At 54.8% G+C, this 21,204-nt stretch carries 20 protein-coding genes; 15 read left to right on the forward strand and 5 right to left on the reverse strand.

Annotated features, from left to right (window positions below; genetic code table 11):
• Nucleotides 1-5: 5 nt before the first annotated feature.
• Nucleotides 6-437, reverse strand: coding sequence for a GNAT family acetyltransferase (locus NP603_RS03055; protein WP_256609454.1), 432 nt, complete (start codon nucleotides 435-437; stop codon nucleotides 6-8).
• A 147-nt stretch (nucleotides 438-584) separates the two neighbouring features.
• Here NP603_RS03055 and NP603_RS03060 point away from each other — a divergent pair, with 147 nt between their 5' ends.
• Entirely contained in the window at nucleotides 585-1,895 is a 1,311-nt protein-coding gene (locus NP603_RS03060) for a sensor histidine kinase (RefSeq protein WP_256609455.1), read from the forward strand.
• The gene (locus tag NP603_RS03065) at nucleotides 1,895-2,542 is read left to right on the forward strand and encodes a response regulator transcription factor (protein ID WP_256609456.1); all 648 of its coding nucleotides are present in this window, start codon (nucleotides 1,895-1,897) and stop codon (nucleotides 2,540-2,542) included. The genes NP603_RS03060 and NP603_RS03065 overlap by 1 nt, the downstream gene beginning before the upstream one ends.
• 24 nt (nucleotides 2,543-2,566) lie before the next feature.
• On the opposite strand, the gene NP603_RS03070 is transcribed toward NP603_RS03065, so the two are convergent.
• Both NP603_RS03070 and NP603_RS03075 read right to left on the reverse strand, forming a co-directional pair.
• Nucleotides 2,567-3,397, reverse strand: a complete 831-nt coding sequence (locus NP603_RS03070; RefSeq protein ID WP_256609457.1) for an HDOD domain-containing protein — start codon at nucleotides 3,395-3,397, stop codon at nucleotides 2,567-2,569.
• A gap of 124 nt (nucleotides 3,398-3,521) precedes the next feature.
• Entirely contained in the window at nucleotides 3,522-5,264 is a 1,743-nt protein-coding gene (locus tag NP603_RS03075) for a methyl-accepting chemotaxis protein (protein ID WP_256609458.1), read from the reverse strand.
• Nucleotides 5,265-5,401: 137 nt separating this feature from the next.
• Between NP603_RS03075 and NP603_RS03080 the strand changes: the two genes are divergently transcribed.
• From NP603_RS03080 to NP603_RS03140, 13 genes are all read left to right on the forward strand, one after another.
• The gene (locus tag NP603_RS03080; RefSeq protein WP_256609459.1) at nucleotides 5,402-5,884 is read left to right on the forward strand and encodes a low molecular weight protein-tyrosine-phosphatase; all 483 of its coding nucleotides are present in this window, start codon (nucleotides 5,402-5,404) and stop codon (nucleotides 5,882-5,884) included.
• 27 nt (nucleotides 5,885-5,911) lie between these two features.
• The gene (locus NP603_RS03085) at nucleotides 5,912-6,631 is read left to right on the forward strand and encodes a dienelactone hydrolase family protein (protein WP_256609460.1); all 720 of its coding nucleotides are present in this window, start codon (nucleotides 5,912-5,914) and stop codon (nucleotides 6,629-6,631) included.
• A 126-nt stretch (nucleotides 6,632-6,757) separates the two neighbouring features.
• Nucleotides 6,758-9,358: a DNA gyrase subunit A gene (gene gyrA, locus NP603_RS03090; protein ID WP_256609461.1), complete on the forward strand. Its 2,601-nt coding sequence runs from the start codon at nucleotides 6,758-6,760 to the stop codon at nucleotides 9,356-9,358.
• On the forward strand, nucleotides 9,358-10,437 hold the full coding sequence (gene serC, locus NP603_RS03095) for a 3-phosphoserine/phosphohydroxythreonine transaminase (RefSeq protein WP_256609462.1): 1,080 nt from the start codon (nucleotides 9,358-9,360) through the stop codon (nucleotides 10,435-10,437). Before gyrA ends, serC begins: the two co-directional genes overlap by 1 nt.
• 6 nt (nucleotides 10,438-10,443) lie before the next feature.
• Nucleotides 10,444-11,529, forward strand: coding sequence for a prephenate dehydratase (gene pheA, locus NP603_RS03100; protein ID WP_256609463.1), 1,086 nt, complete (start codon nucleotides 10,444-10,446; stop codon nucleotides 11,527-11,529).
• Between the two features lie 12 nt (nucleotides 11,530-11,541).
• Nucleotides 11,542-12,645, forward strand: coding sequence for a histidinol-phosphate transaminase (gene hisC / locus NP603_RS03105; RefSeq protein ID WP_256609464.1), 1,104 nt, complete (start codon nucleotides 11,542-11,544; stop codon nucleotides 12,643-12,645).
• Complete coding sequence (locus NP603_RS03110) at nucleotides 12,638-13,519, forward strand: prephenate dehydrogenase (protein ID WP_256609465.1); 882 nt, start codon at nucleotides 12,638-12,640, stop codon at nucleotides 13,517-13,519. Before hisC ends, NP603_RS03110 begins: the two co-directional genes overlap by 8 nt.
• A 5-nt stretch (nucleotides 13,520-13,524) precedes the next feature.
• Nucleotides 13,525-14,844, forward strand: a complete 1,320-nt coding sequence (gene aroA, locus NP603_RS03115) for a 3-phosphoshikimate 1-carboxyvinyltransferase (RefSeq protein ID WP_256609466.1) — start codon at nucleotides 13,525-13,527, stop codon at nucleotides 14,842-14,844.
• A gap of 3 nt (nucleotides 14,845-14,847) precedes the next feature.
• A complete protein-coding gene (gene cmk / locus NP603_RS03120; RefSeq protein ID WP_256609467.1) occupies nucleotides 14,848-15,504 on the forward strand; it encodes a (d)CMP kinase in 657 nt (218 codons plus the stop codon).
• Nucleotides 15,505-15,601: 97 nt separating this feature from the next.
• A complete protein-coding gene (rpsA, locus tag NP603_RS03125; RefSeq protein WP_256609468.1) occupies nucleotides 15,602-17,263 on the forward strand; it encodes a 30S ribosomal protein S1 in 1,662 nt (553 codons plus the stop codon).
• A gap of 68 nt (nucleotides 17,264-17,331) precedes the next feature.
• Nucleotides 17,332-17,637: an integration host factor subunit beta gene (locus tag NP603_RS03130; RefSeq protein WP_054759678.1), complete on the forward strand. Its 306-nt coding sequence runs from the start codon at nucleotides 17,332-17,334 to the stop codon at nucleotides 17,635-17,637.
• Between the two features lie 138 nt (nucleotides 17,638-17,775).
• Nucleotides 17,776-18,735, forward strand: a complete 960-nt coding sequence (locus NP603_RS03135; RefSeq protein ID WP_256609469.1) for an acetylxylan esterase — start codon at nucleotides 17,776-17,778, stop codon at nucleotides 18,733-18,735.
• A 3-nt stretch (nucleotides 18,736-18,738) separates the two neighbouring features.
• The gene (locus NP603_RS03140) at nucleotides 18,739-19,467 is read left to right on the forward strand and encodes an esterase family protein (protein ID WP_256609470.1); all 729 of its coding nucleotides are present in this window, start codon (nucleotides 18,739-18,741) and stop codon (nucleotides 19,465-19,467) included.
• A gap of 114 nt (nucleotides 19,468-19,581) precedes the next feature.
• On the opposite strand, the gene NP603_RS03145 is transcribed toward NP603_RS03140, so the two are convergent.
• Entirely contained in the window at nucleotides 19,582-20,676 is a 1,095-nt protein-coding gene (locus NP603_RS03145; RefSeq protein WP_256609471.1) for a 5-(carboxyamino)imidazole ribonucleotide synthase, read from the reverse strand.
• The gene (purE, locus tag NP603_RS03150; protein ID WP_256609472.1) at nucleotides 20,673-21,170 is read right to left on the reverse strand and encodes a 5-(carboxyamino)imidazole ribonucleotide mutase; all 498 of its coding nucleotides are present in this window, start codon (nucleotides 21,168-21,170) and stop codon (nucleotides 20,673-20,675) included. The genes NP603_RS03145 and purE overlap by 4 nt, the downstream gene beginning before the upstream one ends.
• Between the last annotated feature and the right edge of the window lie 34 nt (nucleotides 21,171-21,204).

Consider the following 21,204-nt stretch of genomic DNA (forward strand, 5'->3'; position numbering starts at 1 on the left):
CGCGCTTATTTTGGATCGAAGTCCGAAATGAGCCTTTTCCCCAGACTGACCACATCGTCTTGCACATAACCTAGGCTTTGGTAAAACGCCAGGGCGGCATCGTTACCGAAGCGAACTTGCAGATTCAGTTTGGGGCAGCCGCGTTTTGTCAGTTCGGCTTCTGCGGCGTGCACCAACTGCCTGCCCAATGACGAACGACGCCTGTCCGGCGTAACGGCAAGGTAGTTGACCCAGCCGCGGTGGCCATCGTACCCGGCCATTACACTGCCGATCAGGCTGTCCTCGGCATCGATGCCCACCAGAAACAATTCCGGCTGCACCGTTAGTTTGCGTTCGATATCCAGGTACGGGTCGTTCCACGGGCGCAGCAGTCCGCATGCCTGCCATAAACTTATGACAGCCGCTTGATCTTCAGGGCGGTAAGCGCGGATGTTCATGTCGATTTTGCCTCCGGTTGCCGATTATTGGCGAACCGGCGAATGGCGAATAGGTCGCTTGCCAGATGCGATCTAGAAAGTGAAATTTTCCTGTGGCTGCAACTCCAGCCACGCCGGATAATATCCTGTTTTGAGCGTTACGGTGCAATGAGTCTTCGCTACCAGATTATCTTTCGCGTGTTGTTGTCGTCGATCTGCATTTTACTGTTGGGTGGGGCGATTGCGATATGGCAGGCTCGGCAGGCAGTGGCAAAAGAAGTCGACGCTTCGATACATTTGGCGCTACAACTGATCACTTTGGGGATTGCCGACACACCGGTATTACAACAAAGCAATGCTTTATCGCGCTTCAGTGCATTACGCGAAACCCGCCATTTGACGATCCAATTGCAAAAACCGGACGGGCAATTGATCCACTTTGCCGGCGAAACCGTGCCCAGCAATCCGGAGGAAATGCCGCCGGCCTGGTTCATCGGTCTCGTGAAAAGCGATTATCCGCAAGTCGAGCACCAGTTGAAAACCGAAGACGGCCAGCTGTTGAAGCTCATCATTCAAGCCCAACCTTTGGACGAGATTACAGAAGTATGGGGCGAAAGTGTGGGGTTTTTAGCGTCGATTTCGTTACTGACCTTGTTGACTTTTTTGGCCGTTAATCTGGTATTCAACAAATCACTGCAGTCGATTGCAGTCATAGTCGACGCCTTGCGCGTCATAGAAACGGGCCAATACCGTAACAAGCTGCCGCCGTTTTCCACCCAGGAATTCGACGATATCGCCAATGCGATCAATCATATGACCACCGAGTTGGAAAAAGCCCGCCAGGAAAACCGGGCGCTGACCCAGCATTCGTTGGCAATCCAGGAAGAAGAGCGCCGGCGCTTGTCCCAGGAACTGCACGACGAATTCGGCCAGTCGTTGACGGCAATCAAAGTAATGGCGGTAACCGCCAGTCACCAGAAAGCTGATACCGGCAAGATCAGCGCATCGATCAGCGAAATTTGCGATCATTTGATGACCGTAGTGCGCTCGATGATGCAGCAACTGCATCCTTTGGTGCTGAGCGAGTTAGGACTGAAAGCGACATTGGAAGAAATGGTGAATCACTGGTCCGAGCGGAACGCTAACTTACAGTTGAACATCCGTTGTAGCGACGAGGTCGACGGTCTGGATAAAAATTTAACGGTTCAGATATTCAGAGTGATTCAAGAATGCCTGACCAATGTGGTTCGCCATGCCGGCGCCCACCGGGTCGTCATCGATCTTGAGCGTTCGGAAGCGCCGACATCCTGTTTGCATCTTCGAGTTCAGGATGACGGTCAAGGCTGCGACTTGCAGGCAGTAAAGCGGGGGTTCGGATTGTTGGGGATAAAAGAGCGTATCAAATCGTTGGATGGTGAACTCAAGGTCATATCCAGTCCAGGTGCCGGTATGATCGTAGATGCCAGGATTCCGTTGTGATGAATACTAAAATCAAGATATTGTTGGTCGATGACCATTTGGTGGTGCGAGCGGGATTCAAGATGCTTTTGGCCGCCGGCGACGCGATCGAAGTGATAGGCGAAGCCGAACGCGGCGAGCAGGCGATTCAGCTTTACCAGGAACTGAAACCCGATATGTTGGTAATGGATTTGTCGATGCCGGGCATTGGCGGCCTGGAAACCATCCGCCGAATTTGCCAGCGCGATCCAACTGCAAAAATTCTGGTATTCAGCGTTCACCACGAACAGGTCTACGTTGGCCGGGCGCTGAATGCCGGTGCGCAAGGCTACATTACTAAAAACAGTGCACCCGGCATCCTCGCGGAGGCGATTGCCGTGATTATGGAAGGGGGCTGTTACGTCGAACAGGGTTTAATCAAAAGCCAGCATCTGAACGATTCCCCGCGTACGGATCACCAGACGGCAATTGCCGGTTTTTCGCCGCGGGAGTTCGATGTTTTCAGTTTGTTAGCTCAGGGCATGACGGTGCATAAAATTGCCGACCAACTCTGTCTCGGCCATAAAACCGTTGCGAACTACGCCACGCAAATCAAGAAAAAATTGCAGGTCGATACCACGACGGAATTGGCGCATATTGCCGTCAATCTGGGCTTGACTCTGCGCTAAGGCCTCAGCCGAGCCCGGAGCATTTCAATCCAGCAGTCCGTCGAGTTCCGATTTTTGCGCCATAACGGCGGGCATTTTGTCGGCGAGTAGACCGGGGTCTAATCCCAGTAGGGCAGTGACGTTGGCAGGCAGGCCGGAAAGTATCTCTTCATGGACCATGCCTCGATCTTGCAGGCCGCTGATCCAGCCAGCCAGATATACCGCACCGCTCAATTTGTTCGGCGGTTCCGCCAGCCAGGGTTCGCCGGATTGTTCAAGCGTCTCGATCAAAATATCGGCGAATCGCCAGCGCCGGCAGAGTTCGGCGCAAACCTGCTGGCTGGTAAAACCCAGGCGATTTTTCTCGATGTCCGGGCGGGAAGCGCCGGCTTTGACGTGTTGATCGATTTCGTTGGCTTCGCTCGGACAACCGATATGTATCAAAACGTTGCCCAAATTGGCGAGCAGGCCTGCGGTATAAGCGATATCGCCGGCTACTCCGGCTTGCTCCGCCAGCCATTTGCTATAGGCGGCGGTACGAAAGCTGTTTTGCCAACTGCGTTTTATGTCGAAATTTTTTATCTCGGGCGTGGCGCCGACGATTCCGGATGCAATGACCAAGGTTTTCAGTTGGTTGAGTCCCAGCATTGCCACGGCTTCGCTGATCGAGCCGATTTTTCGCGACAAACCGAAGTGCGCCGAATTGACCAAGCGCAGAATTCTCAGAGCGATGACCTGTTCTTTCTCGACATCCTTGGCGATGTTGAGCATATCCGCATGCGGATCGTTGAGTTGGTTGATGATGGATCTGACGACCTCGGGAACCTGAGGTATCTTGTGAAGTTGATCGAACAACTGGTTTATCGAAGTGGGCATGTCCTAAATCCTTAGAGTGCTTTAATGGAATGTGCACTCTAAAGTATAGCCCGCAGTTGCCGGATTTTTCGGGTTCCGTAAGCCGGGTTTGAGGCGAACCCGGCGTAGGGAAACCAGGCCGGGGCTAGGTTTTGAAGTTGCCCACCATGGAACGCAATTGGTCGGCCAGGGCCAGCAATTCGTGACAGGCTTCGGCAGTATTTTTCGCGCCGATCGAGGTTTCCTCGGAAACCCGGCTGATATTGCTGATGTTGCGGTTGATCTCTTCCGCGACTGCGGTCTGTTCCTCGGCGGCGCTGGCGATCTGGTTGTTCATGTCGTTGATCGTGTCGATGCGTTCGCTGATTGAGGTAATCGAGCCGCCGGCCGACGCGGCTTGTTCGACACTGGAGGTGGCGCGGCTTCTGCCGTTTTCCATTACGGCCACCGCTTGTTTGGCTCGGTCTTGCAAGCGTTCTATGGTTTTTTGGATTTCCAGTGTGGAGTTTTGGGTACGGCTCGCCAGGGTCCTGACTTCGTCGGCGACCACTGCGAAACCGCGGCCTTGTTCCCCGGCTCGGGCCGCTTCGATCGCGGCATTCAGCGCCAACAGATTGGTTTGTTCGGCGATACCTTGAATCACGCCCAATACCTCGCCGATGCTATTGCTGTCGTTTTCCAGTTCGTGAATCACGTTAGCGGCGTTTTCCACTTCCGACGCCAAATTGTTGATGCCGTTTACGGCGTTTTTGACGATGTTTTTCCCGGAAGATGCCTCTTTGTCGGCGATTTCCGCGGCCTCGGAAGCGCGTACAGCGTTGCGGGCAACTTCCTGAACCGTGGCCGTCATTTGTTTCATCGCGTTGGCTACCAGCGTGGTTTCGTGCAATTGGCGCTTGACGCCGGATTGGGTGGATTGGGTGATATTGGCGAATTTGTGCGAAGCGCTGGCGAGTTTTTCGCTGGTCACGCTGATTTGGTCGATAGTTTTGGCTATCTTACGGACGAAGGAGTTGAAGCTGGAGGCGATCCAGGCGAATTCGGACTTACCGCTGGCGTCCAAGCGGGCACGTAAATCGCCGTCCCCGCTACCGATGTCTTGCAGTTTCAGAGCCAGTGCCGTCAACGGCGCAATGATGATTTTATTCATCATGAAATAACCGGTGGAGCCGATGATGACCAAAGTGATGAACAAAAAGCCGATGGCGTAATAGACGTGCTGTTTCAACTCGTTCAACGCGATGCTGAACGGCGTGATTATTTCGAATGCGCCGTGTAATTCGCCGGCGCGACGGTTTTCCATCGGATAACCGAGTAAATCGACGCCTTTGTCGTTTCTCCATAACGCTTGCGATGTTTTCGGGTCGCCGTGGCACAACTCGCATTGTTTAACCATTTTTACCGGGCGCAGATAGCGAATTTCTTCTTTCTCTTCATCGATATAGCTGTAATCGCTGGCGCTCGGGTTGGTTCTGAAATAATCCAGGGCTTTGCGTTCGATCTCGTCAGCGGTATTGCGTGGATTGCGCGGATTCAGGCTCGGCGCTTTGAAACGGAAGCCGTGGTCTTTGGCTTCAGATTCGACCACGTCCCAAGCGTTTGCGGTAGGTACGGTCGCAACCACCAATTCCCGGGCTTTGGCTTGGCCGTGCTGTTCGATCAGACTCATCAACAGTTCCGGCGAGTAGACGCCGGTTTCCCATTTTTTGACGACGTTGTCGCGAATGGATTCGGATAGCATCAATAGCTGGCGGGAAGAGGCTATCTCTCGATCGATCAGTTTTTGTTTTTCGGCACTCGAATACACGATCAATATTGCCACGCCGACGAGTGTGAGTACGGACATCGTGATCGATACCACTTTTACCCCCACAGAATGCCAGTTCATCATTAACATCCTAAAGCTCCTAAAACATGTTGTATTTTTTATTAAGTTAGCTTGTATATGGTGGCTTGGCCTACAAGACAGAAGCGGTGAGTATAGCTTACAATTTAGCGTCTACGACTCGGAAAACTTTATAACTTATGCGGAAAATCAAGGTTTTGTTTGTTTGCATGGGCAATATTTGCAGATCTCCGACAGCTGAAGGGGTTTTTTCCAATATGGTGGCGGAAAGGAACCTGGCGGAGCGCTTTCATATCGATTCGGCCGGCACCCATGCGTACCATGTCGGCGATGCGCCGGACCTGCGCGCCCAAAAGGCTGCCAGGGAACGTGGTATCGAGCTGAAACATATTCGGGCGCGCAAAGTGGTGGCCGAGGACTTCGAGAATTTCGACCATATTTTGGCGATGGATGACGATAACCATGCAATATTGAGCGAAGTATGCCCGGAAGATCATGCGCATAAGATCCGGCGCTTTCTTGAGTACGCTCCTCATTTGAACCAGCGCGAAGTTCCGGACCCTTACTACGGCGGCAGCTACGGCTTCGAGCGGGTCTTGGATCTGGTCGAACAGGCCTCGGAAGGTTTTTTGCAGGCATTGCAAACCAGAGGCGATTTGTAACTCGGAATTTGGAAGGCGTTGATTAGTATGGCAATAGTTTCGAACACGGTCGGTTATTTGGACGGCGACGTGGCTCTGGAGGGCTTATTCGCGTATGACGATGCGATTGACGGTCCGCGCCCGCTGGTTTTGATTCACCATGCTTGGGGCGGTCGTGACGGTTTTGTCGCCGAAAAGGCAAAGTGTTTGGCCGAATTGGGTTATTTGGGTTTTGCTGCCGACACATACGGTCGTGGCGTTCTTGGTAAGACTCCGGAAGAAAATGCCGGCCTGATGCAACCTTTTATGGCCGACCGGGCGCAATTGCAGCAACGCTTACATGCCGCATTAGCCGCCGCGAAATTGCTGCCTTGGGCCGATAATGGCAAAATCGCTGCGATCGGCTTTTGTTTCGGCGGATTATGCGCGCTGGATTTGGCCCGTTCCGGAGCCGATCTTCGTGGCGTGGTGTCGTTTCACGGCTTGCTGGTGCCGCCGGGCAATATTTCGAATCCGCAGATCAAAGCCAAAGTATTGGTGTTGCACGGTCACGACGATCCGATGGCGCCGCCGGCTCAGGTGCAGGCATTGCAAGCCGAATTGACCCGAGCCGGTGCCGATTGGCAAGTCCATAGTTACGGCAACACGATGCACGCGTTTACCAATCCGGTTGCCAACAATCCAGGCTTCGGCACGGTTTACCAACCGTTGGCCGATCATCGCTCCTGGCAGGCTATGCAAAACTTTTTGGCCGAGATTTTTGCCTGACGGTAAAGGGCGGCGTTTGCTATAATCCGCCGCTTTATAATCCGGCCAGCACCGAGTAAATGGAATTGATGCATCGGGCTGACCTGTCAACGGGTAAACCGTCGACTGCACCAGAATCACGGATCCATGTCAGACTTCGCTAAAGAAATTATCCCTGTCAATCTCGAAGACGAGATGAAACAATCCTACCTCGATTACGCCATGAGCGTGATTGTCGGTAGAGCGCTTCCCGACGTGCGGGACGGTCTGAAACCGGTTCATCGCCGCGTGTTGTACGCGATGAGCGAACTCGGTAACGATTGGAATAAACCCTACAAAAAATCGGCCCGCGTGGTCGGTGACGTGATCGGTAAATACCACCCGCACGGCGATACTGCGGTTTACGATACCATCGTCCGGATGGCGCAGCCGTTCTCGTTACGCTACATGCTGATCGACGGTCAGGGCAACTTCGGTTCAGTCGACGGCGATTCGCCGGCGGCGATGCGCTACACCGAAGTCCGTATGGCCAAAATCGCCCATGAACTTCTGGCCGATCTGGACAAGGAAACCGTCGATTTCGTCCCCAACTACGACGAATCCGAATCCGAACCCAGAGTGCTGCCGACCCGGGTGCCGAACCTGCTGGTCAACGGCTCCGCCGGCATTGCGGTCGGTATGGCCACTAATATTCCGCCGCATAACCTGGGTGAAATCGTCAGCGCCTGTCTAGCCTTAATCGAAAATTCCGATTTATCGATTTCCGAATTAATGCAAATCGTGCCCGGTCCGGATTTTCCGACTGCCGGCATCATTAACGGCGCATCCGGTATTTACGAGGCCTATGCCACCGGTCGCGGCCGGATCTATCTGCGCGCGCGCTGCCATTTCGAAGATATTGGCGACAGCGGTCGTCAGGCCATCATCGCCACCGAATTGCCTTACCAAGTCAACAAAGCGCGGCTGTTGGAAAAAATCGCCGAGTTGGTCAAGGAAGGCAAGTTGGAAGGCATCTCGGGACTGCGCGACGAGTCCGATAAGGACGGCATGCGCATGGTCATCGAATTGCGCCGCGGCGAAGTGCCGGATGTAGTCCTGAACAACCTGTACAAACAGACCCAACTGCAAACTGTGTTCGGCATCAATATGGTGGCGTTGTACGACGGTCGGCCGCATTGCATGAACTTGAAGGACATTTTGCTGGCCTTCATCGACCACCGGCGCGAGATTGTTACCCGCAGAACCATTTACAACCTGCGCAAGGCGCGCGAACGGGCGCATATCTTGGAAGGCTTGGCGGTAGCTCTGGCCAACATCGACGAGATGATCGAACTGATCAAAACCTCGCCGAATCCGCAGGAAGCCAAAGCCGGCTTGTTAGCCAGGACCTGGAATGCCGGGCTGGTAGCCTCGTTGCTGGACCGGGCCGATGCCGACCGTTCTCGTCCTGAGGATTTAGGCGCCGAATTCGGTTTGGCGGACGGCGTTTACCGCTTGTCTGAGAACCAAGCCCAAGCGATTCTGGATTTGCGCCTGCACCGCTTGACCGGATTGGAACAGGAAAAAATCGTCAATGAGTACCGGGAATTGCTGGCACTGATCGACGAGTATCTGCATATCCTCGGCAGCGACGTGCGCTTGATGGAAGTGATCCGCGAGGAATTGGAAGAGATCCGTAACCAGTATGCCGACCAACGTCGCACCGAAATCGTGCAGGATTACTCCGACCTGTCGGCAGAGGATCTGATCACCGAAGAAGATATGGTGGTGACGATGTCGCACGAAGGCTACGTCAAGACCCAACCGCTCAACGATTACAAGGCTCAGCGCCGCGGCGGCCGCGGCAAATCGGCGACCGCGACCAAGGAAAACGACTTCGTCGAGAAATTGATCATCGCTAATACCCACGACACGATTCTGTGTTTCTCGTCGGCCGGTAAAGTCTACTGGCTGCGGGTATTCAACTTGCCGGTCGCCAGCCGGGCCTCGCGCGGCAAACCCTTCGTCAATCTATTGCCATTGGAAGAAGGCGAAAAAATCAACGCGATGTTGCCTGTGCGCGAATACAGTGCCGATAAATACATTTTCATGGCTACTTCGTCCGGTACCGTCAAGAAGACGCCGTTACCCGAATTCGAACGCCAACGCAGCAACGGCAAGATTGCGATCGACTTGAGCGAAAACGATACTTTAGTCGGCGTCGCGATTACCGACGGCCAGCAGAACGTGCTGTTATTCAGCAGCGACGGCAAGGCGGTTTGTTTCAACGAAACCGACGTGCGCTCTATGGGTAGAACCGCGGCCGGCGTGCGCGGCATTCGGTTGCAGGACGGCCAAAAAGTCATTTCGTTGATCGTCGCCAGCGAAGGTACGGTCCTGAACATCACCGAAAACGGCTACGGCAAGCGCACCCGCCTAGAAGAATTCACTCAACATCGGCGCGGCGGCCAGGGCTTGATCGCAATTCAAACCTCGGAACGTAACGGCGCAGTAGTGGGTGCGGTCTTGGTCAACGATAGCGACGAAATCATGCTGATCACCGACGGCGGTACGCTGGTGCGGACCCGGGTCAAAGAGATTTCGGTCGTTGGCAGGAATACCCAGGGTGTGACCGTGATTCGACTGGACAAGGGTGAGAAAGTGGTAGGAGTAGATCGCATAGAGGGTTTGGGCGACGAAGACGGCGACGAAATCGGCGACCAGGAATTGGAGGACGGCACCCCGTCCGCTGCGGGAGAGGAAGAATAATGGCAAGAATTTACAACTTTAGCGCCGGCCCGTCGATGTTGCCGGAAGCGGTGCTGTTGCAAGCCCAGCGGGAAATGCTGGATTGGCAGGGTAGCGGCATGTCGGTGATGGAGATGAGCCATCGCGGCAAACATTTCATGGCGATTGCTGAGCAAATGAAGGCCGACCTGATCGAATTGCTCGCGGTTCCTGCCGGTTACCAGGTGTTGTTTCTGCAAGGCGGCGCCACCGCCCAGTTTGCGATGATTCCGCAAAACATACTGAACGGAAAAACCAAGGCCTGTTACGTCAATACCGGCGCTTGGTCTACTGCTGCGATCAAGGAAGCCGGCAAGTATTGCGAAGTGCAAATCGCCGCCAGCGCCGAAGCGGCCTCCTTTACCACGATTCCGGCTTACGCCGATTGGCAGATCGATTCCGGCGCCGCCTATTTGCATTACACCTCGAACGAAACCATACACGGCGTCGAATTCAACGATGTGCCCCAGGTAGGTGAGCTGCCGCTGGTTTGCGACATGTCGTCGAATATTTTGTCGCGGCCGGTAGACGTTAGCCGTTATGGCATCATTTACGCCGGCACTCAGAAAAACATGGGGCCGTCCGGCGTAACCGTCGTTATCGTTCGCGACGACCTGGTCGGGCTGGAAACGAAAAATACGCCGGCGGTATTCAGCTACGCGCAACAGGCCAAAGCCGATTCGATGCTGAACACGCCCGCCACCTACAACTGGTACTTGTTGGGCTTGACTCTGCAATGGCTGAAAGGCGAGGGCGGCGTCGGCGCGATCGAGCAACGCAACATCCGCAAAGCCGGGAAACTGTATGATGCGATCGACAATTCCAGCTTATATCGAAACCCGGTGGACAAGGCCTACCGTTCGCGGATGAATGTGCCGTTCGTGTTGAGCGACCCGGCGCTGGACAAAGAGTTTTTGGCACTTGCCGAGCGCAACGGTTTGAGCACTTTGGCCGGCCACCGGTCGGTCGGCGGCATGCGCGCCAGCATTTACAATGCGATGCCGGAAGCCGGCGTCGATGCGTTGATAGCCTTCATGGCCGAATTCGAGCGTACCCACTAAGGCTTTATGACACCGATCATTCCCTTGTCCGAACTGCGCGATCGTATCGACGCGATAGACCAACAGATTCTGGAACTGGTGAACCGGCGCGCGGAATGCGCGATTGAAGTCGCGCGTACCAAGCAGGCTGAAGGCGAGACCGGCAGTTTTTACCGTCCGGATCGGGAAGCGCAGGTATTGCGGCGGATCAAGGAACTCAATCCCGGACCATTAGGCGACGCCGCCGCCGCGCATTTGTTTCGCGAGCTGATGTCGGCTTGCCTGGCTTTGGAAAAACCGCTGGAAGTGGCGTTTCTAGGCCCTGCCGGCACCTTTTCCCAACAGGCGACGTTCAAGCATTTCGGTCACGCGGTCAAAGATATTCCGGTACCGACCATTCACGAAATCTTTCAGGCGGTCGAGACCGGCCATTGCCAGTTTGGCGTGGTGCCGGTGGAAAATTCCACCGAAGGCGTGATTGCCCACACTCTCGACCGCTTCATGGATAGCCCGCTACAGATTTGCGGCGAAGTCGAGATTCGGGTACACCAAAATCTGCTGGGCAAGATGGATAGCTTGGTCGGCATTAGCGAAGTGTTCTCGCATCAGCAATCGTTGGCCCAGTGCCGGCAATGGCTGACCGCGAATCTGCCCGGCGTGCCCTGTACTGCGGTGAGCAGCAACGCCGAGGCCGCCCGCTTGGCTTCGCTGGACCACAGTAAAGCGGCGATTGCCGGTCTAACCGCCGCCGAATTGTACGATTTGAACGTCATCGAAAAGCATATCGAGGACGAAGCCAACAACACCACCCGTTTCATTGTAATCGGCCGCTTGCAACCGGTTTCGACTGGTCTGGACAAGACTTCCATTCTGGTTTCCACCGGCAACCAGCCAGGCGCCTTGCACCGTATTCTGCAGCCGTTCGCCCAGTACGGCATCAGCATGACCCACATCGAGTCGCGACCGTCGCGGCAAGGCTTGTGGGAATACGTGTTTTTTATCGACATCGAAGGCCATCGCGAAGACGAAGATGTGGCCAAGGCGCTAAAAACATTGGAACAAAACGTCAAGATGCTGAAAGTACTGGGTTCCTATCCTAAAGCCGTCATTTAAACCGTTTGCTTCATGAATCAATTTTTACAACTTGCCTTGGAAGGCGTTCAGCAATTGATGCCTTACGTGCCGGGTAAACCGGCTGAAGAATTGCAGCGCGAGCTGGGTTTGAGCGAAGTCATCAAATTGGCGTCTAACGAAAACCCGCTCGGTACCGGCCGCAAGGTAGCCGAAGCGATCCAAAATACCTTGCCGGAAATTGCCCGTTATCCTGACGGTAGCGGATACAACTTGAAAACCGCGATTTCAGCCCGCTGGGGTGTGGATTTAGCACAGATCACGCTGGGTAACGGTTCCAGTGAGATTCTGGAACTGGTCATGCGCACCTTCGTCGCACCAGAACACGAAGTCGTATTTGCCCAACATGCTTTTGCCTTATATCCGATTCTGACCCAAGCGGTTGGGGCCAAGGCCGTGGTGGTGCCAGCCAAGAATTACAGCCATGATCTGGACGCAATGCGCGCAGCGGTTACCGATAAAACTCGAGTGGTATTCATCGCCAATCCGAACAATCCGACCGGTACTTTGCTGGCTTCGCAAGCCGTGGAAGATTTTATCGCCTCGTTGCCCAAATCCGTGTTGTGCGTGCTGGACGAAGCCTATTACGAGTTCGTCGATCCGGCCGTTCGCACCGAGTCGATGCAATGGCCGATCCAATATCCGAATCTGGTGATTGCCCGCACTTTTTCCAAGGCTTACGGCTTGGCCGGCTTGCGGATCGGCTTCGGTGTGTCGTCGCCGGAAGTGGCGGATTTGCTGAATCGGGTGCGGCAACCGTTCAACGGCAATATGTTGGCCTTGGCGGCGGCGGAAGCGGCGATGACCGACGCTGAATACTTGGCCGAGACCGTTTCAGTCAACAACGCCGGCATGGCGCAATTGACGGCAGCGTTCACAGCCCTGGATTTGCCTTGGATCCCTTCGTCCGGCAATTTCGTGTCGGTCGATATGAAACAACCGGCGTTGCCGGTTTACCAAGCCCTGCTGCAAAAAGGCGTCATCGTTCGCCCGGTCGCCAATTACGAAATGCCTAATCACTTGCGGGTCAGTATCGGTACCGAGCGGGAAAACCAAATTTTCATCGATGCATTAGCCCAGGTGCTGCAAAGTGTTTGAACGCCTGTGCATCATCGGCATCGGTCTGATCGGCGGGTCGATCGCCAAGGCTGCCCGTGCCGAAGGTTTGTGCCAGCAGGTGGTGGCATTGGGTCGGGAAAAGAATCTACCCAATATGCAACGCGCTCTGGAATTGGGTGTGGTCGATGCGGTTTATACCGACACCGCGCGGGCCATGGCCGGAACGGATTGTGTGATTATTTGCACGCCGGTCGGCAGCATGCAGGCCATCTTTACGCAACTGAAACCCTACTGGAATCCGCAAACCCTGTATAGCGATGCCGGCAGCACCAAGGGCAGTGTGGTCGAGGCGGCGCGGGCAGTGTTCGGCGATGTACCGAGCAATTTCGTACCGGCACATCCGATTGCCGGTGCCGAGCGTAGCGGCGTCGAAGCGGCGAAAGTGGATTTATACAAGAATCGCCGCTTGATTATGACACCTTTGTCTTCAACCGACGCCGGAGCCGTCGATAAACTTGGTGAGTTCTGGCGGCGTATCGGTTCCAGCGTATCGGTGATGACGGTCGAGCATCACGATACCGTGTTGGCGGCGACCAGCCATTTGCCCCACATCCTGGCTTTTGCGTTGGTCGGTATGCTCGGGCGCAAGGACGAGCAGCGCGAAATCTTCAAATATGCCGCCGGCGGCTTCAAGGACTTTAGCCGAATCGCTTCCAGCGACCCGACCATGTGGCAGGATATTTGTCTGGCCAACAAGCAGGAAATCATTCCGCTGATTCAACAATTTCAAGCCGAACTTGGCCGTATCGAACAATTGCTGCTGCGCGACAACGCGTCAGGATTGTTCGACGCCTTCAGTTACGCCAAGCAAGCCCGGCAACGTTTTCTCGAAACTTTTGACGATCCAACTTAACCACTATGTCTTCATCCATTAACGTCATTTTCCAAGTCCAACCCGGCGGCAGCCTGAACGGCGAAATCCGCGTACCCGGCGATAAATCCATGTCGCACCGCTCGATCATGCTCGGTTCGCTGGCCGAGGGCGTCACCCACGTCACCGGTTTTTTGAACGCCGAAGACGCGATTTCCACTTTGGAAGCGTTTCGGGCCATGGGCGTTAAGATCGAAGGTCCGGTCAACGGCGAAGTGACGATCCACGGCGTCGGCAAACACGGTCTGAAAGCGCCGGACAAGCCGCTGTATCTGGGTAATTCCGGTACCTCGATGCGATTGTTGTCCGGCTTACTGGCCGGCCAAGCGTTTGACACCGTGTTGACCGGCGATAAGTCGCTGGAGTCGCGGCCGATGAAACGCGTCACCGTGCCGCTGGCTGAAATGGGGGCGGAAATTGAAACCCAACCCAACGGTACTGCACCGCTGCACATCAAAGGTAAGGCTGGCAAGCTGAAAGGCATGCATTATGACATGCCGATTGCCAGCGCTCAGGTAAAATCCTGTTTGTTACTGGCTGGTATGTACGCCGAAGGCGAAACCAGCGTCACCGAACCGGCGCCGACCCGCGACCATACCGAGCGCATGCTGGCGGGTTTCGGTTATCCGGTCACCCGCGACGGCGCTACGGCGAAAATCAGCAGCGAAGGCAAGTTGACCGCGACCAATATCGACGTACCGAGCGACATTTCCTCGGCGGCATTTTTTCTGGTCGGCGCCAGCATTGCGCCGAATTCCGACGTGACTTTGAAGCACGTCGGCATCAATCCGACCCGCACTGGGGTGATTGACATTCTGCGTTTGATGGGCGCCAACATTGAAGTCTTGAATGAGCGCGAAGTCGGCGGCGAGCCGGTCGCCGATTTGCGTGTGCGATCAGCGCAACTGAAAGGCATCAACATTCCGGAACATCTGGTGCCGCTGGCGATAGACGAGTTTCCGGTGTTGTTCGTCGCCGCATCCTGTGCCGAGGGCCAAACTGTGTTGACCGGTGCCGAAGAATTGCGCGTCAAGGAATCCGACCGCATCCAAGTCATGGCGGACGGCTTGCAAATTTTGGGCATAGACGCGCAACCGACCAAAGACGGCATGGTCATCAATGGCGGCCAATTGGGTAGCGGCGAAGTCGATTCTCACGGCGATCACCGCATCGCCATGTCGTTTTCGATTGCCGGCCTGCGCGCCAGCGGCCCGATCACAATTAACGATTGCGCCAACGTCAATACCTCGTTTAAAGAGTTTCCGGCTCTGGCGACGCAATTGGGTTTGAAATTAGCCACTCTGTAACTTATGTCGATTCCGGTTTTAACGATAGACGGTCCTAGCGGGGCCGGTAAAGGCACTGTCAGCCGAGCGGTTTCCAAAATTTTGGGTTGGCATTATCTGGATAGCGGATCGATATACCGTTCGCTGGCGGTTGCGGTTTTGGACGCTGGTCTGGACTTGAACGACGTTACCAAGATTTGCGCTGTCGCTGAAGCGATGTCGTTAGAATTCGAGTGCGGCGACGAATTGGTTGTTCGGCTCAACGGCGGCGACATTTCCGGCCGTTTGGCGACCGAAACCACCGGCAATGCCGCCTCGATTGTCGCGGCTTATCCGGAAGTTAGAGCAGTCTTGCTGCAAAAACAAAAGGATTTTCAACAACTTCCGGGGCTGGTCGCGGACGGGCGCGACATGGGTAGCGTGGTGTTTCCGGACGCCCAGTTCAAGGTTTACTTAACCGCCAGTGCCGAAGAAAGGGCGTTGCGCAGATATAAACAGTTGATTGAAAAGGGAATTGATGCTAACCTTCCGCAAATCACTCGGGAGATAGAGGAGCGCGATCGTCGCGATACTCAGCGGGCTTCAGCGCCGCTCACCGTGCCGGAAGGTGCGCATTTTATCGATTCGTCGAGCTTGTCTATTCAACAGGTGATTGATCAGGTAGTAAATCTAGTCGAATGAGACTTTTGGCAGTTATCGGCGCTAGCCGGTAGCTTTTATTAATTTTTTGATAATTGTTAAAACTTGCTGGTGTTTGGGCAAGTTTGGGAAAGTAAAGATGGGCGAAAGCTTTGCAGAGTTGTTTGAAGAGAGTTATGCCAAGACCGAAATGCGTCCTGGCGCGATGTTGATTGGTACCGTTGTCGACATCGAAAACGAATTTGTCATCGTCAGTACACAGGCGAAATCAGAAGGTGTCATTCCGAAATGGCAATTCCTGAATGCCGACGGCGACTTGGAAGTCAATATCGGTGACGAGATCGAAGTTGCTCTCGATCTGTTTGAAGACGGCCTGGGCGCCACGCTTCTTTCCCGTGACAAAGCCAAGAAAAGCAAGGCGTGGGCTGAACTGGAAAAAGCCTTCGAAACTCAAGAAACTGTTATCGGCCGTATCAACGGCAAAGTTCGCGGCGGCTTCACTGTGGCGGTTGGCGCATTGCGCGCGTTCCTGCCGGGTTCACTCGTTGACGTGCGTCCGATTCGTGATACCGCATTCCTGGAAAACCGCGACCTGGAATTCAAAGTCATCAAAATCGACCAAAAACGTAACAACGTCGTCTTGTCACGCCGCGCTGTCGTCGAAAGCGAATACAGTGCAGAGCGCGAAGAGTTGGTCAAAACCTTGCAAGATGGCGCGATCGTTACCGGTATCGTTAAAAACCTCACCGATTACGGTGCGTTTATCGACCTGGGCGGCGTTGACGGCCTGTTGCACATCACCGATATGGCATGGCGCCGCGTGCGTCACCCGTCCGAGTGCGTAGAGATCGGTCAGGAAGTCAAAGTTAAAGTCCTGAAATTCGACAAAGACAAAACCCGCGTCTCGTTGGGCATGAAACAAATGGATGAAGATCCATGGCAAAACATTGCTCGCCGCTACCCAGCCGGCACCCGCGTGTTCGGTAAAGTCAACAACCTGACCGACTACGGTTGCTTCGTGGAAATCGAAGAAGGCGTCGAAGGTTTGGTGCACGTTTCCGAAATGGATTGGACCAACAAAAACGTCAACCCTTCCAAAGTAGTTCAGTTGGGCGACGAAGTCGAAGTCATGGTTCTGGAGATCGACGAAGAACGCCGTCGTATTTCGCTGGGCATGAAACAATGCAAATCCAACCCCTGGGACGAATTTGCAGCGACTCATAACAAAGGCGACAAAATCACCGGCAAAATCAAATCGATCACCGATTTCGGTATTTTCATCGGCCTGGAAGGCGGCATCGACGGTTTGGTGCATATGTCCGACATTTCCTGGAACGAGAACGACGAAGAAGCGATTCGCAACTACAAGAAAGGCGACGAAGTCGAAACCGTTATCTTGGCAGTGGATTCCGAGCGCGAGCGTATCTCTCTCGGCATCAAACAGCTGGAACAAGACCCTTTCCAAAACTACATCGCGCTGCATGAAAAAGGTAGCTTGGTCAAAGGCACGGTCAAGGAAGTCGATGCCAAAGGCGCTGTCGTCACCTTGGCGGACAATGTCGAAGGCTACTTGCGTGCTTCCGAAATCCAGCGCGACCGCGTCGAAGATGCCAGCAAATTGCTGAAAGCAGGCGACGAGATCGAAGCTAAATTCGTCGGTGTCGATAAGAAAACCAAGTCTATTTCTTTGTCCATCAAAGCGAAGGATGCTGAAGAAGAGTCCAACGCGATTAAAGATTACTCGCAACAAAATGCAGGCACTGCAACATTGGGCGATATCTTCAAACAAATGGATAAGTAATAAAACCATCTACAAGGGTGGCATGGGCTTAACCCATGCCACCCTTTTTTGATTATTCAGGGCTGGATGTGACGAAATCAGAATTGATAGAGATGCTGGCGAGAAAACAGCCGCATCTCGCGCTTAAAGATGTGGAATTGGCGGTCAGATGTGTTGTCGATCACTTGAGCGATACATTGGCCAGTGGCGAACGAATCGAAATTAGAGGTTTTGGCAGTTTTTCATTGCACCACCGCTCCGCCCGCTTGGGCCGGAATCCGAAAACCGGAGACTCGGTCTCGTTGACGGAGAAGCACGTACCCCATTTCAAACCCGGAAAGGAATTGCGGGACATGGTCGATGCTTCCAGGGAAAAATACAAAATCGTCGATTAATCCTTTATCCGGAACGGGGCGCTTGGCTTCGTTCCTCCCACACCAGGGCTTATGCACAACGCAAGGCAATACCACCGGCACTGCATCGCCTGAACTGATCCCGGTCTTGGGTCGCCAATCCGTTTACAGATATCGTCAGTGAGTTTATTCCACCATAACTACAACTACGATCCTGGATACGGCTGTAGCCTCAGCGATTTGTTGGCAATTCCGGCACCGGAAGAAATTCCGGATTTTTGCCGGTTCTGGCGCGACAAATACCAACAAGCCGTTAAAAGCTCAGCGGATTATTCGCTGGCCTACCAGTGCTCGCGGGCCGGTTACCGGGTCTACGATCTGAGTTACCGCTCCACCGGGGATTTCGCGATTGGCGGTTGGCTGTTGGAGCCTGAGAATCAAGCCGTAACGCAGGCCATCGTCGTCGGCCACGGTTATGGCGGCAGAGACCAACCGGATTACCATCTGCAAATTGGCGGAGCCGCTTTGTTGTTTCCGTGCATGCGCGGTATCTCGCGCAGCCGCAACGGCCGTTTGCCGGAACAGCCGAACCAGCACGTATTGCATGCGATAGACGATCCGCACCAGTACGTGATCGGCGGTTGCGTCGAGGATATCTGGCTGGCCGTGACAGTTTTGGCCGCTATTTACCCGCAATGCGCGGAAAGTATCGGCTATATGGGAATCAGCTTCGGCGGCGGGCTCGGCGCGTTGGCCGCGCCGTGGGATCAAAGAATCAAACGGCTGCATTTGAACGTACCCACGTTCGGCAACCAGCCTTTGCGCCTGAGCCTGCCCAGCAGCGGCAGCGCCGCCGCGCTGAAGGCGCATAGCCAATATCACCCTCGCATTTTTGACACATTAGCCTATTACGATGCCGCGATTGCGGCGCGCCATGCCGTGCAGCCGTTACACGCGGCAGTCGCATTATTCGATCCGGTCGTCGCCCCCCCCGGACAATTTGCAATTTACAACGCCTGGTCCGGCGAGAAGCAATTGTTCGTACTTGAAGCCGGGCATTTCGAATACCCGCGTCAACACGAACAGGATCGGCAACTGGTTGCCGAATTGCAGCAGTTTTTCGGAGTATTGCCCGAATAGGTTATGAACCGCGAATACCACCACTGGTACAGCCCGCGATTGGGCAGAGACATGGAGTTTCTGGTATTCGGCCACGCCGGTGCCAAAGTGCTGATTTTCCCGACTCGCGACGGCCGTTTCTTCGAATACGAAAATCTCGGTATCGTCGAGCGGCTGCGCAATAAGATAGAAGCTGGTTACCTGCAACTTTACTGTATCGACAGTATCGACCACGAAACCTTTTACTGTTTTTGGCGGAAACCGGAGGACCGGATTCAACGGCACATGTATTTCGAAGATTATGTGCTGAATGAAATCATGCCTTTTATGGCGCTGAAAAACCCGCATCCTTGCGTGATCGCCCACGGTTGCAGTTTGGGAGCTTTTCATGCCGCCAACATCGCCTTTCGCCATCCGCATTTGTTCAGAAAATTGGTGGCGTTTTCCGGCCGCTTCGATTTGACCCTGGAAGTCGAATGTTTCAAAAATCTGTTTGACGGCTATTACGACGAAAACATCTATTTCCATACGCCGAGCCATTTTTTGCCGAATCTGGTCTGCGAGGCGCAATTGTCGGCCATCCGGCGCATGGATATTACGTTGGTAATCGGCAAACAGGACCCGTTTCTGGCGAACAATCACGCATTGAGCCGTGTTTTGGCCGACAAAGGCGTGCCGCATGCGTTATACGAGTGGGAAGGACGGGCACACCAAGGGCACTATTGGCGGCGCATGGCGCCGCTATATCTGTGATCTTCGGGCGGCTCTCGTTCCGAAATTTCGACTCAAATGGCGCCATCGCCGCCAATTCGGTTGCCAAAGGTACCCGTTTCGGCTAACGGCCGAGCGGTGTCGCGGGCGCCAAAATTAGGAATCGTCGGCGGCAGCGGCCAGATGGGCTAACTGTTGCAAGCCGGCAAGATAAGCTGCTTCCGAGTCGGTGCGTATGGTTGCGTGCGCCACTTTGCGGCCCTTGCGCGGCGCCTTGTCGTACAAATGCAGATGAGCGTTGGCAATGCCCAGCAATTCGGCGTTGTCGGCAAGGCCGCCGATGAAATTCACCATGGCGGCGTAACCGCGCGGTGCAGTCGAGCCCAGCGGCAGGTTTAAAATCGCGCGCAAGTGGTTTTCGAACTGGCTGGTTTCGCTGCCTTCGATGGTCCAATGGCCGGAATTGTGCACCCTGGGTGCGAATTCGTTAGCCAGCAATGCGCCGCCGGTATCGAACAACTCCAACGCGACGACGCCGACATAATCGAGTTTCTCCAGCAGGCGCCTGACGTAGTCTTCAGCGAGGGTTTGTGACGGATCCTTGTCGCGGCATTCGGCGATGCGCAGAATCCCGCCGCGGTGCTGGTTTTCAGAAATAGGATAATAGGCGATTTCGCCGGAGGGGCTGCGGGCGGCGATAATCGATATTTCGCGGCTGAAATTGACGAAGCCTTCGACGATAGCAGCCGCGCCTTGCATGCTGTCCCAGGCAGCGGCCAGATCGGCTTCCGACCGCAACACGGCCTGGCCTTTGCCGTCGTAGCCCATGCGCCGGCTTTTCAAAATAGCGGGGTAGCCGATATCCGCCATCGCCGCTTGCAAATCGGTTAGGCTATCGATCGCGGCAAACGGCGCGGTACCGATACCCAATTCGCGGAAGAAGTTTTTTTCCAGCAAACGGTCTTGCGCCACCGCCAAGGCGCCGGCCGGTGGATAGACTAGCGTGTGGCTGGATAAAAATTCGGCAACGTGGGCCGGCACGTTCTCGAATTCGTAGGTCACCACATCGGCTTTTTCGGCCAATTCGGCCAACAGGGCAGGGTCGTCGTAAGCGCCAAGCAAATGCTCGCTTAAGCCGCCGGCGCCGGCGTTGGTATCCGGGTCGAGGACGATGAACTTCAGGCCTAGCGGATATCCCGCCAGTGCGATCATTCTGGCGAGTTGGCCGCCACCCAGAATACCGACCTTCATCCGGCCACCTGCCGCGGGTCGGGAGTAGCGATAACGCTGTCGGTTTGTTGTTGGCGGTAGGCATCCAACGCGGCCCGGTATTGCGGGTGCTTGTTGCTGATAATGGCAGCGGCCAGCAACGCGGCATTGATGGCGCCGGCTTTGCCGATTGCCAGGGTACCGACCGGAATCCCGGCTGGCATCTGCACGATGGACAACAGCGAATCCATGCCGTTCAAGGCTTTCGATTGGACCGGGACGCCCAGCACCGGCAATGCCGTTTTTGCCGCGGTCATGCCCGGCAAATGTGCGGCGCCGCCGGCGCCGGCGATGATGACTTCGAGGCCTTTGCTTTCGGCTGCTTCGGCGTAGCGGAACAGTTTGTCGGGAGTCCGGTGCGCCGATACCACTTCCACTTCATGCGGAATATCCAGATGTTCCAGGGTCTGCGCAGCATGCTGCATGGTTTCCCAGTCGGACGTGGAACCCATGATGATGCCTATCAATGCGGTCATGCAAAATCTCCGGTGTTTGCCATAAATCGTATCC

The organism is Methylomonas aurea (assembly GCF_024505045.1).
In the GTDB taxonomy this organism is placed as follows: Bacteria; Pseudomonadota; Gammaproteobacteria; order Methylococcales; family Methylomonadaceae; genus Methylomonas; species Methylomonas aurea.